This is a genomic window from Enterobacter sp. WCHEn045836, from assembly GCF_003965585.1.
Classification (GTDB): Bacteria; Pseudomonadota; Gammaproteobacteria; order Enterobacterales; family Enterobacteriaceae; genus Enterobacter; species Enterobacter dissolvens.
This window is the reverse complement of record NZ_RXPT01000008.1, coordinates 59403-75988: the sequence shown is the minus strand read 5'-3', so window position 1 is coordinate 75988 and position 16586 is coordinate 59403. Positions and strand designations below refer to the sequence as shown.

Here is a 16586-nt window from a genome sequence, read left to right as displayed (position 1 = left end):
CCAAAACACCAAAGGCCGCTATCGCGGCCTTTTTTTATTCCTGCGCTCTCTATTACGGCGCTTCCTGCAACGCCACCCGAATAAACCCGTTATTCTGCGCAAGCAACTCATGCGCTTTCCAGGCATCCAGCCCAGTCAGCACCATCAGCACCGCCGTTTTGCAGTTATGGTTACAGCTCGCCAGCGCGGCTTTCGCCACCGCGCGGGTGCATCCCCCCGCTTCCATCACAATCGCGATTTGCCGTTCGGTCCACTGGGTGCTGCTCGCCTCCAGATCCACGCGCAGGTTGCTGTAAACCCGCCCGGTGCGGACGGCCAGCCCGGTGGTCACCATAGAGAGGATCATCTTTTGCGCGATTGCCGCTTTGGTATTCAGATAGCCGGCAACCACATCCGGTCCCAGCTCTGGCGCAATCACCATACTCGCCAGCTGCGCCGCTTCGCTTTGCGCATTATCGGTAATCACCGCCACCGGTGAACCGAGCGACCACGCATGCCGCATGGCCCCCCACACCCACGGCGTTTTTCCGCTTACGGTGACCGCCAGCATCATATCGTGCTCGCCAAAGTTAATCGCCTGCAGGTCGGCAACGCCGCGCTCGTAGCTTGCGGCGTCGTCGCCCGCCGTGATGGCAATCACCGGGGTTTTACCCGGGGCATACTCATCCGCCGCCTGTTTTGCCACACAGCCGGACGGCCCCGCGCCAACCATAACCAGACGCCCCCCGTGGCTCAGGGTCGCGGCGGCGTTATCCACCACACGGGCAATAATGGGTAAAAAAGGGGTGATTGCAGCGGAGATAAGTGCATCATCCTGGTGAATGACTTTCAGCATGTCCAGCGTGGACAATCTATCGATATTCATCGTGCTGGCGTGCCGTCTTTCCTTGACCGAACCGGTAAGCATAATGCTCATAAACAGCCTCCTTATTATGAGTACCCACACACTATAAAGTGTTTTATATGGATGACATGCGAGGAGGGTCACGAAAAGCGGACCAAATGCATGCTTTTACATAGCTTTAAGAAAAGCACGTCATCGGCGATAATTACCCTTTCTTCTTCATCGCGGAGTGTTGATGAGCGATTTGCAGCCTTTCCCCCAGACGCGCAAGCGCCCCATGAAACTGAACACGCTGGTCACGTTGATGGTGTGCGCGATCATCGGTTCAGTGCTCCTGGTGGTCTTTGCGCTCTATTCGGTGCAGATCACCCGGGCAACACGCGATGATGTCAAAGACACCGCACTCGGCATTGCCCGCACCCTCGCCGACAGCCCCGAGATACAGCGCGGCCTGTTGCAGGCACCGCAGGAGAATATTATTCAGCCTATCGCCCAGGCGGTGACGAAACGAAACGATCTGCTGTTCACCGTGGTGACCGATATGCGCGGGATCCGCTATTCTCACCCGAACGAGGCGCTGCTGGGGCTGCATTTTATCGGCGACGATCTGAACCCGGCGCTGGAAGGTAAGGAGAACGTCTCTGTTAACCGGGGTGCACTCGCGGAAGCCCTTCGCGTATTTACGCCCGTGTATGACAGCCAGCACGAGCAGATCGGCGTGGTGGTGGTCGGCATTTCGCTTAAAAAAGTGGAAGACCAGATTGCCCGCGGGCGACTGAACGCCGTCTGGACCATTTTGTTCAGTATCTTTATGAGCTCTATGGCGATCTGGGGGCTGGTTCGCGTTCTGAAACGCATCCTGTTCGGGCTGGAGCCGTACGAAATTTCCGCCCTGTTCGAACAGCGTCAGGCGATGCTGCAGTCGCTGCGTGAAGGGGTATTAGCGGTCGATATTCATGGCCGCGTGACGATGATTAACCACACCGCCAGAGAGATACTGCTCCTGCCCTCCGGCAAGCAGACCGAAAACGCCAGTGCGCCCCTGCTGGCCAGCCTGCGCGAGGTGTCGAAGACGGGCATCGCACGCCAGGATCAGGAGATCAGCTGCAACGGGCGGCTGCTGCTGTGCAACATGGTGCCGGTGAAAAGCCAGGAGCGGGTGATCGGGGCTATCACCACCTTCCGCGACAAAACCGAAATCAGCCAGCTGATGCAGCGTATCGACGGCATGGTGAATTACGTCGACGCCCTGCGCGCCCACACGCACGAGTTTATGAACAAACTGCACGTGATCCTGGGCCTGCTGCATATCAAGCGCTACGACAAGCTGGAAGAGTACATTCTGCAGACGGCACATAATTATCAGACGGACATCGGCGCTATCCAGAGCAAGGTGAAATCCCCGGTGATTGCCGGGTTCCTGCTGGGTAAAATCAACCGGGCGAAAGAAGCGGGGATCACCCTCACCCTGGCGGATGAGTGCCAGATACCGGATACCGCCAACGAAGAGCAGGTCGCGGTGCTGGTCACCGTACTCGGTAACTTAATTGAAAACGCACTGGACGCGATGGAAGGCCAGCCGGAAGGCGAAATCAGCCTGCTGCTGCACTATCAGAATGGCTGGCTCAGCTGTGAAGTCAGCGATGACGGCCCGGGAATTGCTCCCGCGCAGCTGGAGACTATTTTTACTAAAGGCTTCTCAACAAAAGGTGAAAACCGGGGCGTTGGGCTGTTCCTTGCCCGCCAGCAAATTCAGAACCTGGGCGGTGACATCACCGTCGAATCTGAACCTGGCGTATTTACCCAATTTTTTGTTCACATCCCCTGGGATAGCGAGAGGAATATCGCGTGATAAATGTATTAATTGTCGATGATGACGCCATGGTAGCCGACCTCAACCGTCTGTACGTCAACCGTGTTGATGGCTTTAGCTGCTGCGGCGTCGCCTCCACGCTGAACCAGGCCGAGGCCATTATTAACAACCCTGCCCAGCCGGTCGATCTGGTGCTGCTGGATGTCTACATGCAGCAGGATAACGGGCTGGATCTGCTGCCGGTGATCCGCGCCTCTGGTCGCCCAATCGATGTCATCATGATCTCTTCGGCCGCCGACGCCGCAACCATCCAGACCTCTATCCATTACGGCGTGGTGGATTATCTGATTAAACCGTTCCAGTTCCCGCGCTTTGAAGAGGCCCTGAACGGCTGGAAGGCAAAGCACAACCTGATGGGGTCGCACCAGTATTATGAGCAGGCAGATGTCGACAGGCTGATCCACGGCGGGGCGCCGGAGCTGGCAGACAGCAAAAAGCTACCAAAGGGGTTAACGCCGCAGACGCTGCGCACCATCTGCCAGTGGATTGACGCCCACCCGGAGACCGAGTTTTCCACCGATGACCTCGCCAGTGCAGTCAATATCTCGCGCGTCTCCTGCCGCAAGTATCTGATCTGGCTGGCGCAAATCCATATCCTGTTCACCAGCATTCATTACGGTGCCACCGGGCGTCCGGTGTATCGTTACCGTCTCCAGCCCGAGCAGACAGCCCTGCTTAAACAGTACTGTCAGTAACGCGATAGCTGTTATCCAGCAAGGTAAAGCGGAAGTGGTGCGCTGAAGAGAGCACCACTTCTTTTGTTTTGGTCACGAAGATCGCTTCAATATCAGGGCGCGAGCGCAGCACCGCGCAGCCCTTCTCCACGCCCATACCGTACATCAGCGTGGTCCAGATATCCCCGTCGATAGAATCGTTTGAAATGATGGTCACGCTGTCCAGTTCGTTATCCAGAGGATACCCGGTGCGCGGGTCCAGGATATGGTGATAGCGTTTGCCGTTTTGTTCAAAGTAGCGCTCATAGGTTCCCGACGTCACCACGGAGCGATTCTCTACCGTCATTGCGCCGATCAGCGCATCACCGGCAAACGGCTTTTTCAGCCCCACGCTCCAGCCCCCTTCCGGCGAGCCCAGCGTCTGGATATTGCCGCCGAGGTTGATCAGCCCGAGTTCAGCGCCCTCTTTACGCAGGTAATCCCGCACCCTGTCGGCGATATAGCCTTTGGCGATGGCCCCTAGATCAATCTCCATCCCTTTTCGGGTTAAAAATACGCTACTGCTGGCCTCGTCCAGCACCACATCCTCAGGACGGGTAATCGCCAGCAACGCGGCGATGTCTTCGGCTGGCGGCACGCTGTCGCCGCGAAAGCCAATTTTCCAGCGTTTTACCAGCGGGCCGATGGCCAGGTTAAACGCGCTGTCTTTAAGCACGCTTGCCGCTTTCGCGCAGCGAATCAGTTCAAACACCGGACGGCTGACGGCAACCGGATGCTGACCGGCCGCATGGTTGATATCCATCACCTGCGAATGCGCACGGTTAACAGTAAGCAGGTCTTCGTACTGTTTGATCAGGCGAAATACGCGGGACGCGAGGGCTTCGTCATGGGAAAAGAGTTTGAGGAGGATGGGCGATCCCATCAGGACGGCGGAATAACTGTAAACGCGATGGTCATCAGGCATAGCATGAGTCCTCAGATGTAGCCCCGGCAAGCACCGCGCCGCCGGGGAAAATGCCGGATAACGCTGCGCGTCTCCGGCATACAACACAGGGGTCTTACTGCTTTTTCGAACGCATAGCCGCCTGATGTCCTGCAAGCGTACCAAAAATAATGATATCTGCCACCGCGTTACCGCCGATACGGTTACCGCCGTGGATCCCACCGACCACTTCACCGGCCGCAAACGCCCCAGGCAGCACGTTGTGGTTGCTGTCCAGCACGCAGGTTTCGGTGTTGATGGTCACGCCGCCCATGGTGTGGTGCACGCCCGGCGCAATCTGAATGGCGTAGAACGGCCCTTCGTTGATAGGCGCACGTAGCGCGGTGGTACGGCCAAAATCGTCATCGTGCTGTTTTTCAACGAAACCGTTGTAGCGTTCCAGGGTCGCCAGGAAAGCGTGGTAATCCATGCCCAGCGCTTCGGCCAGGGCTTTTGGCGAGCTGGCGCTGGTCACAAAGCCTTTGGCGATATACTCATCCGCGGCTTTGTTTTTGGCACGAACGTGCTCGTCAAAGACGATATACGCGTATTTCTCCGGCAGCGCGATGATTGACGCCGAGACTTTATCGCGGGTTTCCATCTCATTGAAGAAACGGTTCCCCTGCTGGTTGACCAGTATCGCCCCGCCCCCACGAATGGATTCAGAAATCAGGTACGAGGTTTTCTGCTCAACGGTTGGGTGGATCTGGATCTCACCCATGTCAACCGTACCGGCACCGATGCGTTCCAGCAGCGCGATACCGCCGCCTGTTGCCCCTTTGTGGTTGGTGGTGACAAAACCTTCCAGGTCAGGGCGGTATTTCACCACCATCTGGCTGTTGGCGCTGAAACCACCGGTGGCAACAATCACGCTTTTGGTGGTCACGGTGAGGGTTTCGTTCTCTTCTGTGGTCAGACGTACGCCAGTCACTTCGCCGTTTTCGAACAGGATGTCGCTGACGGACGTATCGAGCATCACCTCAATGTTGCGTTTGTTGACGTTACGCACAAGGCCGCTGATCAGATAGCCGCCTACCGCGGAACCGTCTTTTGGACGGTGCGTACGGTCAATGCTCATCCCACCAGTGGTGGTGATGTCATTCAGCATAATGCCGCGGGTTGCCAGCCATTCAATCGCCTGTGGCGCATTCTCCACGAAGCGACGCAGCAGTTCCGGGTTGTTCTTGTTACCGCCCCCTTTCAGGCTCTCCTGGTAGAACAGCTCTTTGCTGTCCTGGATCCCTTTCACCCGCTGGAAGCGCGTCTCGGCGGCATTCATCCCGGCAGAGGCTTTAATGGTGTTACCGCCGATGGTTGGCATCTTCTCAACGATCAGCACGCTCGCGCCTTCATCGTGGGCCTGAATGGCTGCGGCCAGACCGGCACCGCCGCTACCAACGACCACCACATCCACGCTGCGGGTCGCGTTCGGGTCAGCGCCCTCTTCTGCCGCCAGCGCTTTACTGGATTTGAGCATCGCTTTAGAGACGGCTTTTTTCACCGCTTCACTCTGGCTGGTTGCACCCGTGATGGCATCCACGTGCGGGGTGTTGGCATCCAGAATACGGGTACGGATCTCTTCAAAGCTGGTGACAAACTCAACGTCTTCGCTCGGGCCAGACGCCAGCGCAATATCGGCGATGCGATCGGTTTCCAGGCTGACGTTGATCACCAGCTCGTTAACATCGTCCTGCACCTTTTCAGTGAACATGCCCGGTTTGAATTTTGATTCGCCCATGCTCATGTCGCGGATCATCGCTTCCACCAGCGAGAAGCGCCACAGCGGTTCCGGAATGCTGAGTTCTTCGCGTTTGGTGCTGTCCATAAACAGCTCCAGGTTTTCACCTGCCGCGATCCGGTCAGTCCAGTCCGGGTAGGCGATGGTGGCGCGGCCTACGGCGATCAGGTCATAACCATGATCCAGCGCCTCATTGACGTCCGCGGCATTCACCACGCCGCCGACCCCCATCACCGGAACCTGTGCCAGCGTTTCTGAACGCATGGCGCAATATTTTTCGATGAGCGGGGTTGGGTCCTGCGTATCAACAATCGAAGGACGCAGGGTCGCCCCCACGGAGAAGTGCAGATAATCCACACCGCGCGCCGCCAGTTTTTCCAGCAGGTACATGGTGTCTTCAAAGCGGATGCCCGGGACTTCCAGCTCTTCAGGGGAGAAACGGTAGCCAATAATGAACGCGTCGTCCGCGTACTGACGCACCATTTTGTGCGTGATATCCAGCACCGCCAGCGGGAATTTAGCACGGTTATCGCGGCTGCCGCCCCACTCGTCGTCGCGCTGGTTTGAGTTCGGGGAGTAGAACTGCTGAATCAGGTAAGTGTTGGCCCCGTGAATTTCAACCCCGTCGAAACCGGCCTGGATGGCACGGCGAACGGCTTCACCAAACTTGCCGATCATGCCTTCCACTTCTTCGCCGGTCAGGGCAACCGGCGTAGCAGCCCCGTCGCGCGGCGCGGCAACGGCGCTTGGGCCAACCGGCGTGCGGCCACCGATCAGCTTCGGATCGACCATACGGCCGCCGTGGTAGATCTGCAGCAGGGCTTTCGAGCCTTTGGATTTAATGGCGTCCGCGATTTTCGCCAGTCCGGCGATTTTCTCGTCGTTGTCGATACCAATCGCGCCGGGGAACGCAAGGCCGAGGTCATCGATAAAGCAGCATTCAACGATAATGGTACCAATGCTGCCGGAACGGGCCCGATAGTACTCCACCAGCTCGCTGGTGACCGTGCCGTCGTAATAGCCGGTACAGGTGGTCATGGGGGCCATTAACAAACGGTTTTTCAGTTCAGTGCCATTCGGTAATGTGAAGGGGCTCAGAATACGTTCGTTAGTGCTCATAATTGAAACTCCAAACTTTAAAAATTAAGAATTCGGTATCGGATTGATTTTTTTATTTCGTCGTTATTTGCCGATGTCATGATATTAATATAATGATTTTTTTAGTTTCTAAAGTTATTACGTTAGTTAAAAAACTATTTAATCCCTGCGATAACACAAATAACACATTGGTGTTAGTGATTGTAATTCAACTATTCACAATAATTTAAACTTCGTTAAATTAATAATGGTAAAACCACTTCACCATAAGGAGGAGCAATCATTATAAATCAACAATATACAAAACATCAAAATACTGAATTGTTAAAAAATTGATAAATTCAATCCATAATATACGTAATACCCACATACGCCAGAGTGGTTATTAATAAAAGCACAAAAATAACGCTGCAATTCTCTTTTTTTGATCCCGATCAATAGTTATGGCATCCAAAAGCGCAATATAAAAACATCATCAATTTTTAATTTAGCGCAAACAAAAATGCGTTAAATCGCTATTACTGAAAATACAAAACAGCACCTTAAATAACTAAAAAAAGCAAAGAAACTTAAGAAAGCAATTTTGTTTTTCAGTGCGACCGAATTTTTGACAACTTAAGACGTGAAACTATGAATACAAAAACTGCTGTAACGCCCCCTGTGGCGAACCAGGCATCAAATGGGAAAGCAAAACGACTGCTGATGATGGCATTGCCCATCATCGTCGCCGTCCTGCTGCTGTTTGTTCCGGTACCGGAAGGACTGCCGCCTTATGCGTGGCACTACTTCGCTATCTTTGTCGGCGTGATCGTCGGCTTAATCTTTGAACCGCTGCCGGGTGCGGTGATCGGTTTGACCGGCGTGGTGGCGATTGCGCTGTGCAGTCAGTGGGTGCTGTTCAGCCCTGAACAGCTGGCCGACCCGAAATTCAAGCTGGCGGGTGCCTCTTTTAAATGGGCGGTCAGCGGGTTTGGTAACTCGACCGTGTGGCTGATCTTCGGTGCCTTCATGTTCGCCGCTGGCTATGACAAAACTCGCTTCGGCCGCCGTCTGGCGCTGATTCTGGTGAAATATCTCGGCCGTCGCAGCCTGACGCTCGGTTACGCCATCACCTTCGCGGACCTGCTGCTGGCACCGTTTACGCCGTCCAACACCGCACGTAGCGGCGGGACCATCTACCCGATTATCGCTAACCTGCCGCCGCTGTATGGTTCAAAACCAAACGACCCCAGCGCGCGTAAAATTGGTTCGTACCTGATGTGGGTGGCGATCACCGCGGCCTGTATCACCAGTTCGATGTTCCTCGCCTTCCTGCCGCTGGGCATCCTGCTGATTCTGACCATGCCGCTGCTGGCCTACTGGTTCTACCCGCCAGAAGTCAAAGTGAATAATGAAGTACCGCTGTGGGCAACCCGTGAGCTGGAAAAACTGGGCAAACTGTCCCGCAATGAAATTCTGCTGCTGGTGTTCGTGTGCTGTGCGCTGCTGATGTGGATCTTCGCCGCCGCGTGGATTGAACCGGCGATGGCAGCCCTGCTGATTGTGGGTCTGATGCTGTGGACAGGCGTGCTGGAGTGGAACGATATCACCGGCAATAAAGCCGCGTGGAACACCTTCGTCTGGTTCGCCACCCTGGTTGCGCTGGCGGATGGCCTCTCCTCTACCGGCTTTATCAGCTGGCTGGGTAAAGAAGGCGGCCTGTTAATGAGCGGGATCTCGCCGGGTGTTGCCACCATCGTACTGCTGCTGGCGTTCTATCTGCTGCACTACCTGTTTGCCAGCACCACCGCGCACACCACCGCGCTGCTGCCGGCGATGCTGACCATCGCCTCCACCATTCCGGGCATGAATATGGAAGTGTTCGTCCTGCTGATGGTGACCTCGCTGGGTGTGATGGGGATCATCACCCCGTACGGTACCGGCCCAAGCCCGATTTACTACGGTAGTGGCTACCTGCCAACCAAAGACTACTGGCGCCTGGGCACTATCTTCGGTGCCATCTTCCTGGCGGCCCTGCTGCTGATTGGTTATCCGTGGATGTCCATGATGTTCTGATTCCTGACCGCCGGACTTCTCCTCCGGCGGTTTTATTTTTGTGGAGCAATACGCTATGTCAAACAAACCGTTTTACTACCAGAACCCCTTCCCGCTTTCCCATGACGACACCGAATACTATCTGCTGACCAAAGAGCACGTCTCCGTTGCTGAGTTCGACGGTCAGGAAGTCCTGAAAGTCGAGCCAGAGGCGCTGACGCTGCTGGCGCAGCAGGCGTTCCACGATGCTGCGTTTATGCTGCGTCCTTCCCATCAGAAACAGGTCGCCGCCATTCTTAACGATCCGGAAGCGAGCCAGAACGATAAGTACGTTGCCCTGCAGTTCCTGCGTAACTCTGAAATCGCCGCTAAAGGCGTGCTGCCAACCTGCCAGGATACCGGTACAGCGATCATCATGGGTAAAAAAGGCCAGCGCGTCTGGACCGGCGGTGGCGATGAAGCAGCGCTGAGTCAGGGGGTGTACAACACTTACATCGAAGACAACCTGCGCTACTCCCAGAACGCTGCACTGGATATGTATAAAGAGGTGAACACCGGCACCAACCTGCCTGCGCAGATCGACCTCTACAGCGTCGACGGCGACGAGTACAAATTCCTCTGCATGGCGAAAGGCGGCGGTTCAGCCAACAAAACCTACCTCTATCAGGAAACCAAAGCGCTGATCACCCCGGCGAAGCTGAAAAACTATCTGGTGGAGAAAATGCGTACCCTGGGTACCGCGGCCTGTCCGCCTTACCATATTGCCTTCGTGATTGGCGGAACTTCCGCAGAAGCGACGCTGAAAACGGTGAAGCTGGCCTCCACCCGCTACTACGACGCCTTGCCCACCGAGGGGAACGAACACGGCCAGGCGTTCCGCGATGTTCAGCTCGAACAGGAACTGCTCCAGGAAGCACAGAACCTGGGCCTGGGTGCGCAATTTGGCGGTAAATACTTCGCTCACGATATCCGCGTGATCCGCCTGCCGCGCCACGGTGCCTCCTGCCCAATCGGCATGGGTGTCTCCTGTTCCGCCGACCGTAACATCAAGGCGAAAATCAACCGCGACGGGATCTGGATTGAAAAACTGGAACACAACCCAGGTCAGTACATTCCTGAATCGCTGCGCCAGCAGGGCGAACGCGACGTGGTCAGCATCAACCTCAACAAGCCGATGAACGAGATCCTTGCGCAGCTCTCCGCGCACCCGGTCTCTACCCGTCTGTCGCTGAACGGTACCATCATTGTGGCGCGTGATATCGCCCACGCGAAGCTGAAAGAGCTGCTCGATAACGGCGAGGAGCTGCCGCAGTACGTTAAAGATCATCCGATTTACTACGCGGGCCCGGCAAAAACCCCGGAAGGCTATGCCTCCGGCTCCCTCGGCCCAACTACTGCGGGCCGCATGGACTCGTATGTGGATTTACTGCAGTCCCACGGCGCGAGCATGATCATGCTGGCCAAAGGCAACCGCAGCCAGCAGGTGACGGATGCCTGCCACAAACACGGCGGTTTCTACCTGGGCAGCATCGGTGGCCCGGCGGCGGTGCTGGCGCAAAACAGCATCAAGAGCCTGGAGTGCGTGGCGTACCCGGAACTGGGAATGGAAGCCATCTGGAAAATCGAAGTGGAGAACTTCCCGGCGTTTATCCTGGTGGATGACAAAGGTAACGACTTCTTCCAGCAGATCCAGAACAAACAGTGCCAGGGGTGTTCACAGCGCTGAGTGTTTCCAGAGTGCCGGCAGCCGCGACAACATGTGATTGATCCGCTCACGCTTGTCGCTGCCCGGCTTCCAGATAGTGACCATCGTCTGACTAATCCCCTGGCTGCCCACTTCGGTGGGCAGCCTTTTTACGTTCTTCCACTGCGTCGCATGAAGATGGGTCGGCAAAAAGCCCCAGCCACAGCCCTGCTCCAGCAGGCCGCGCAGCATCTCAATTTCATTAGTAAAAAGGGTATGCCCGGCAATTTGCAGACGACGGGCAACCGGTTCATCTGACGCGGCATGCATAACCACCTGCGGAACCAGAGAGAGATCGAGCAGCGAAACCGGCGTGGCAACCTTCGCAAAAAGCGCGTCTGCGGCGTAAAAATCCATGTCGATGGCTCCCAGAGCCCGCCACTCCATCTCATTACCCACGCTGCGGTTGCGCGCCTGGCAGATACCTAAATCTGCCTCTCCGCTCGCCAGCAGGGCTTCCGCCTCGTCACGCGACGCGCTGGTCAGGCTCAGGCGTATTTTTTGTGCCGCCATCTCTGCAATCAGCGCCTGCAGAAAAGCCCGGGGAGTGAACGGATCATAAACAAGGGCAATGTCCTGCGTCGCGCTTTCCGGTACCGCTGTGGCAAAGGCCTCAAAGGCTTTCACCTGGCGCATCAGCAGGTGCGCCTGTCGCTGGAGCTGTTCCCCTTCAGGCGTTAAGCGCACGCTGCGTCCCTCGCGCAGGAACAGGGCATACCCCAGCCCGTCCTCAAGAAAATCGATCAGATCGCGCAGGGTCGTACGGTCTTTACCGAGCTTAATGGCCGCCTTCATCAGGCTGCCGTGCTCTGCCACCGCGGTAAACGCCTCCAGCTGGGCAAATGAATAGACTATCGCCACCTCTCCCTCCCGTCCCATTTTAGGGGGATTTTCCCCCATAACCCGTTTTTTATTATAGGTCGCGGCTTCTTAAACTGAAGCCCTTCCTGAACCAAACGAGATAAACATGAAAAACAAAACGTTAAACCGCACCCTGCTCGCCGCGCTGGTGGTCAGCAGTCTTTTATCCCCTGCCGTTATGGCTGCCTGTCACGGCACCGATCTCAACCCCTGCCCTGCGCCGTTTGACGCAACCCTTCCCGACACGCACAGCATGCTGACCTGGAGTCAGGCTGATCGCGTGGTGGGTTTTCGTAACGACTATCGCAACTACGCGGGCGATGTTTTCCGCCACGGAAAGGCCACGCCGCTGCTGGCAGCAGAGAAACCGCTTACCGACGCCCGCTATCAGGTCGATGGCAAGACCTATAACCTGCAGGACTACCTGAAACGCCAGAACGTCAGCGGCATGCTGGTGCTGAAGGACGGCAAAATTGCGTGGAAGTATCTGGGTGAAGGCAATACCGATTCCACGCTCTGGACATCCCGTTCGGTGGGGAAATCCGTGGTCTCTGCGCTGGTCGGGGTCGCCATTAAAGAGGGAAAAATCCACTCCCTCGACGACCTAATCACCCGTTACGAACCCGATTTAAAAGGCACGGCGTGGGACGGCGTGACGCTGAGACAGTTGATCACTCACACCTCTGGCGTGGCGTGGAACGAAGACTACACCAACCCACAGTCTGATTTCGCGCAGCTTACCGAATGCGAAGCGAAGCCGGGCACCTACGACTGCGTGCGTAAGCTGGTGAAGGGGTTACACCGGGAACACCCGGCCGGAGAGAACTGGTCTTATTCATCGGGCGGGGCGTGGCTACTGGGTGACGTGCTGGAGCGCGCCACCGGCATGACGCTGGCGGCGTACCTGGAGAAAAGCATCTGGCAACCGTACGGGATGGCGAGCGATGGCGTATGGCATGCCTACCGTAAAGGCCAGCACGATGTCGGGGCGCACGGCTTTAACGCCACGCTGGAAGACTGGGGCCGCTTCGGCGAGTTTATCCTGCATAACGGTACGCTCCCTTCGGGCAAACAGATCCTGCCTGACGGCTGGGTGAAGGCGTCGTCAGAGTGGACGCAGGCGAAAGGATCCGTGTCTGACGCGCATCCGAAAGGGTTGTACGGCTATCAGTGGTGGAATAACGAGGTGCCCGCCACGGCCACAGACGTCAAGCCCGCGCCAGAGGATTCCCTGACAGATTCACTCTGGGCGCTGGGGATTTTTGGCCAGATGATTATGGTGAATCAAAAGGAAAACCTGGTGATTGTCCAGTGGTCCACCTGGCCGCAGGCAGAGCCGTCATTCAGCGCCCAGCCGCTGGAAGCGTCGCTGATGTTTAGCGCAATTGCACAGGCGCTGCGCTGAATACAGTACTCTGCCAGTTTCGCCCGGCGGCGCTACGCTTGCACGGCCTACAAAATTCGTAGGTCGGGTAAGCGAAGCGCCACCCGACAAGAGCAGCAGCTATTCTGCCCTTCTGCGCGATATCACAAAATAGCGATATCAGCCACTTAGCATTAGATGGTGAATAAAAAATCAATGAATTGTTAAGTTATTGTTGGATAGGTAAATCCTGGTCAACGTCCTGTCATTGATGCGCAGCACGCATCAGTTCATGCGTGATTTGCGCTTATTAATTTCCGTTTAATGCGCCAGTTTTCAAAAACAGACGGACAACACGTCAATAATAAACTGGAGACGACCATGATTTCCTCAACCCCACCTGCAACCGTTCGCGCAAGAGCGGGCGCGATACTTCGCGTCACCTCGGGCAATTTCCTTGAGCAATTCGACTTCTTCCTGTTCGGGTTCTATGCCACCTACATCGCGCATACCTTCTTCCCGGCGAGCAGTGAGTTTGCGTCGCTGATGATGACCTTCGCCGTCTTCGGCGCAGGCTTCCTGATGCGCCCCATCGGCGCGATTGTCCTCGGAGCTTACATCGACAAGGTCGGTCGTCGTAAAGGGTTGATCACCACCCTGTCGATTATGGCGGCCGGCACCTTCCTGATTGTGCTGATCCCCTCTTATGAGAGCATCGGCCTGTGGGCACCGCTGCTGGTGCTGGCGGGACGCTTGCTGCAGGGCTTTTCCGCCGGGGCGGAGCTTGGCGGCGTGTCGGTCTATCTGGCTGAAATTGCCACGCCGGGCCGCAAAGGCTTCTTTACCAGCTGGCAATCCGGCAGTCAGCAGGTGGCAATCATGGTGGCCGCCGCAATGGGCTTTGCGCTGAACGCGATGCTGGAAGAGAGCGCCATTCGCGAATGGGGCTGGCGGATCCCGTTCCTGTTCGGCTGCCTGATTGTGCCGTTTATCTTCTTCCTGCGCCGCAAGCTGGAAGAGACCGAGGAGTTCCGCACCCGCCGTCACACGCTGGCGATGCGTCAGGTCTTTACCACCCTGCTGGCGAACTGGCCGGTTGTGGTCGCGGGCATGCTGATGGTGGCCATGACCACCACCGCGTTCTACCTGATCACCGTCTACGCGCCTACCTTCGGCAAAAAAGTGTTAATGCTCAGCGCCTCCGACAGCCTGCTGGTGACGCTGCTGGTGGCCATCTCTAACTTTATCTGGCTACCGGTGGGCGGTGCCCTGTCGGACCGCTTTGGCCGTAAACCGGTGCTGATTGCCATGACGCTGCTGGCGCTGGCGACCAGCTATCCGGCCCTGACGCTGCTGGCACAGGCGCCGAGCTTCTCCATGATGCTGAGCGTATTACTGTGGCTCTCCTTCCTCTATGGCCTTTATAACGGTGCGATGATCCCGGCCCTGACAGAGATCATGCCGGTGGACGTGCGCGTTGCCGGTTTCTCACTGGCGTATAGCCTTGCCACCGCGATCTTCGGCGGGTTTACGCCGGTCATTTCAACGGCCCTGATTGAGTACACCGGCGATAAAGCCTCGCCGGGTTACTGGATGAGCTTCGCGGCGGTCTGCGCACTGCTGGCAACGCTTTATCTCTATCGTCGCAGCGCGATGAATCTGCAGGTACAGAGAGGATAATATGCACACATTTGTACGTTCAGGACTGACCGGGCTGGTAATACTGGCGACCAGCGCAGGCGCGCTGGCCCAGGAGGTGACGGTCATGATTTCAGGCGGTTTTAAGGCCGCGCTGGAAAAACTCGCCCCCGGGTATGAAGCCCGGACGGGTGACCATATCGTGCTGATCCCGGGGCCGTCGATGGGACAGACGCCGCAGGCGATCCCCAACCGGCTGGCACGCGGTGAAAAAGCGGACGTGGTGATTATGGTGGGTGATGCGCTGACGCACCTGGCGAAGGACCGGATGGTCAAAGAAGGTTCGCGCGTTGAGCTGGCGGATTCCCCCATCGGCGTGGTGGTGAAAGCCGGCTCGCCGGTGCCGGATATCGCCACGGATAGCGCGCTAAAACAGACCCTGCTTAAGGCGAGCACCATCGCCTACTCCGACAGCGCCAGCGGCCGGTATGTGCAAACGGAGCTGTTCAAAAAGCTGGGGATTGAAGCGCAGGTAGAGGGGAAAGCGCACAAGGTGGAGCGGATCCCGGTCGCCTCTGAGGTGGCGAAAGGGAAATACGCCGTGGGGTTCCAGCAGGTCAGCGAGTTGTTACCCGTGCCCGGCGTAACCTTTGTCGGCAAACTGCCGGATAACCTGCAGTACATCACCCGTTTTGCCGGGGCGGTCACCGCCCACGCGGAGCACCCTTCCGGGGGGAAAGCCCTGCTGGATTATCTCGCTTCAGCAAACGCGCAGGAGACCATCACCGCCACCGGGATGATGCCCGTCACTCCGCGGCGCGATAACGCGCAGTAATGAGGGTTTCCAGCTCAGCGGCGATCCACGACTGAATACGCCCGCTGCGCCGGATCAGCCCGACAGTGCGTTTGACCTCGGGCTCGGTCAGCGGAATATGCGTCAGGAAGGAGTGCTCAGAGTGCGGCATTGACATGGCGGGGACGGCAGCAATGCCTATCCCCGCCTCGACCATTCCCAGCATCGTGGTGACGTGGCGCGTCTCGCAGATCCCCGGACGCTCCGGCTTAATGTGGCCGAGCATCTGATCGAGCAGATTCCGGTTCCCCGACGTAATGTCCAGGCTGATGTAATCCTGCTGATAAAAGGTCTGCCAGGTCAGACTCTTGCGTCCCGCCAGCGGGTGATCGCGACGACACGCGGCGACATACACATCCTCCACCAGCGGAATAAAGGTGAGATCCGGCTGAAGGCTTCTGGCAAAACAGATGCCAAAATCCGCCTGCCCGCTGGCTACCGCGTCAATGACGTTGCCCGCACTGCTGTCGATAAGCTTGATGCGCACGCGCGGATAGCGGCGATGAAACTGGCGGATCACCTCCGGCATAAAATGGCAGGCCGCCGACGGCACGGTGGCGACGGTAATCAGCCCGGTGCGCTCCTCGCTCACCTTGTCGATATCCGCCAGCATCGATTCCACGTTTTCCAGAAGCTGCCCGCAGCGGTCGGCAAAGGTTTGCCCGAAGAGCGTCAGCGTCACACGCCGGGTGGTTCTGTCGAACAGTTTCGCGCCGACGGCGGTTTCCAGCTTTTCAATACGGCGGCTTAAGGCGGACTGAGAGATACAGATAGATTCTGCGGCGATACGGAAGTTACCGTACTCCACCAGCGCTCTGAAGGCATAAAGATCGTTGAGGTCGAAATTGACGGGCATAGATTCTGGCAATCCTTAGCGCTTTCTG

12 protein-coding genes are annotated in these 16586 nt (G+C 56.9%); 7 read left to right on the top strand and 5 right to left on the bottom strand.

Annotation, left to right across the window (positions count from 1 at the left end; translation table 11 throughout):
* Positions 1-52: 52 nt before the first annotated feature.
* The gene (locus tag EKN38_RS12135) at positions 53-916 is read right to left on the bottom strand and encodes an N-acetylmuramic acid 6-phosphate etherase (protein ID WP_014832494.1); all 864 of its coding nucleotides are present in this window, start codon (positions 914-916) and stop codon (positions 53-55) included.
* Between the two features lie 163 nt (positions 917-1079).
* Between EKN38_RS12135 and EKN38_RS12130 the strand changes: the two genes are divergently transcribed.
* The gene (locus tag EKN38_RS12130) at positions 1080-2696 is read left to right on the top strand and encodes a sensor histidine kinase (RefSeq protein ID WP_014832495.1); all 1617 of its coding nucleotides are present in this window, start codon (positions 1080-1082) and stop codon (positions 2694-2696) included.
* Positions 2693-3412 carry a two-component system response regulator DcuR gene (gene dcuR, locus EKN38_RS12125; RefSeq protein WP_126522095.1) on the top strand — a complete coding sequence of 240 codons (720 nt, stop codon included), beginning with the start codon at positions 2693-2695 and terminating at the stop codon, positions 3410-3412. The genes EKN38_RS12130 and dcuR overlap by 4 nt, the downstream gene beginning before the upstream one ends.
* Here dcuR and EKN38_RS12120 read toward each other — a convergent pair.
* A complete protein-coding gene (locus EKN38_RS12120) occupies positions 3393-4355 on the bottom strand; it encodes an FAD:protein FMN transferase (RefSeq protein WP_014832497.1) in 963 nt (320 codons plus the stop codon). The two genes, dcuR and EKN38_RS12120, sit on opposite strands and share 20 nt — an antisense overlap.
* Before the next feature lie 94 nt (positions 4356-4449).
* The gene (locus EKN38_RS12115; protein ID WP_014832498.1) at positions 4450-7230 is read right to left on the bottom strand and encodes a flavocytochrome c; all 2781 of its coding nucleotides are present in this window, start codon (positions 7228-7230) and stop codon (positions 4450-4452) included.
* Positions 7231-7839: 609 nt separating this feature from the next.
* Between EKN38_RS12115 and EKN38_RS12110 the strand changes: the two genes are divergently transcribed.
* Positions 7840-9264: a DASS family sodium-coupled anion symporter gene (locus tag EKN38_RS12110; protein WP_126522093.1), complete on the top strand. Its 1425-nt coding sequence runs from the start codon at positions 7840-7842 to the stop codon at positions 9262-9264.
* Positions 9265-9319: 55 nt separating this feature from the next.
* Positions 9320-10969 (top strand): class I fumarate hydratase FumA, encoded by a 1650-nt coding sequence (gene fumA, locus EKN38_RS12105; RefSeq protein WP_126522092.1) that lies wholly within the window; start codon positions 9320-9322, stop codon positions 10967-10969.
* Here the strand turns inward: fumA and EKN38_RS12100 are convergent.
* Positions 10958-11866 carry a LysR family transcriptional regulator gene (locus tag EKN38_RS12100; protein ID WP_043951783.1) on the bottom strand — a complete coding sequence of 303 codons (909 nt, stop codon included), beginning with the start codon at positions 11864-11866 and terminating at the stop codon, positions 10958-10960. The two genes, fumA and EKN38_RS12100, sit on opposite strands and share 12 nt — an antisense overlap.
* An 88-nt stretch (positions 11867-11954) precedes the next feature.
* On the opposite strand from EKN38_RS12100, the gene EKN38_RS12095 reads away from it, so the two are divergent.
* The 3 genes from EKN38_RS12095 to EKN38_RS12085 all read left to right on the top strand — a co-directional run bounded on the left by EKN38_RS12095 (position 11955) and on the right by EKN38_RS12085 (position 15684).
* Positions 11955-13253 (top strand): serine hydrolase domain-containing protein, encoded by a 1299-nt coding sequence (locus EKN38_RS12095; RefSeq protein ID WP_014832502.1) that lies wholly within the window; start codon positions 11955-11957, stop codon positions 13251-13253.
* Positions 13254-13592: 339 nt separating this feature from the next.
* A complete protein-coding gene (locus EKN38_RS12090; protein ID WP_014832503.1) occupies positions 13593-14891 on the top strand; it encodes an MFS transporter in 1299 nt (432 codons plus the stop codon).
* A 1-nt stretch (position 14892) separates the two neighbouring features.
* Complete coding sequence (locus EKN38_RS12085; protein WP_014832504.1) at positions 14893-15684, top strand: substrate-binding domain-containing protein; 792 nt, start codon at positions 14893-14895, stop codon at positions 15682-15684.
* Here the strand turns inward: EKN38_RS12085 and EKN38_RS12080 are convergent.
* On the bottom strand, positions 15656-16558 hold the full coding sequence (locus EKN38_RS12080; RefSeq protein WP_014832505.1) for a LysR family transcriptional regulator: 903 nt from the start codon (positions 16556-16558) through the stop codon (positions 15656-15658). The two genes, EKN38_RS12085 and EKN38_RS12080, sit on opposite strands and share 29 nt — an antisense overlap.
* Positions 16559-16586 lie beyond the last annotated feature (28 nt).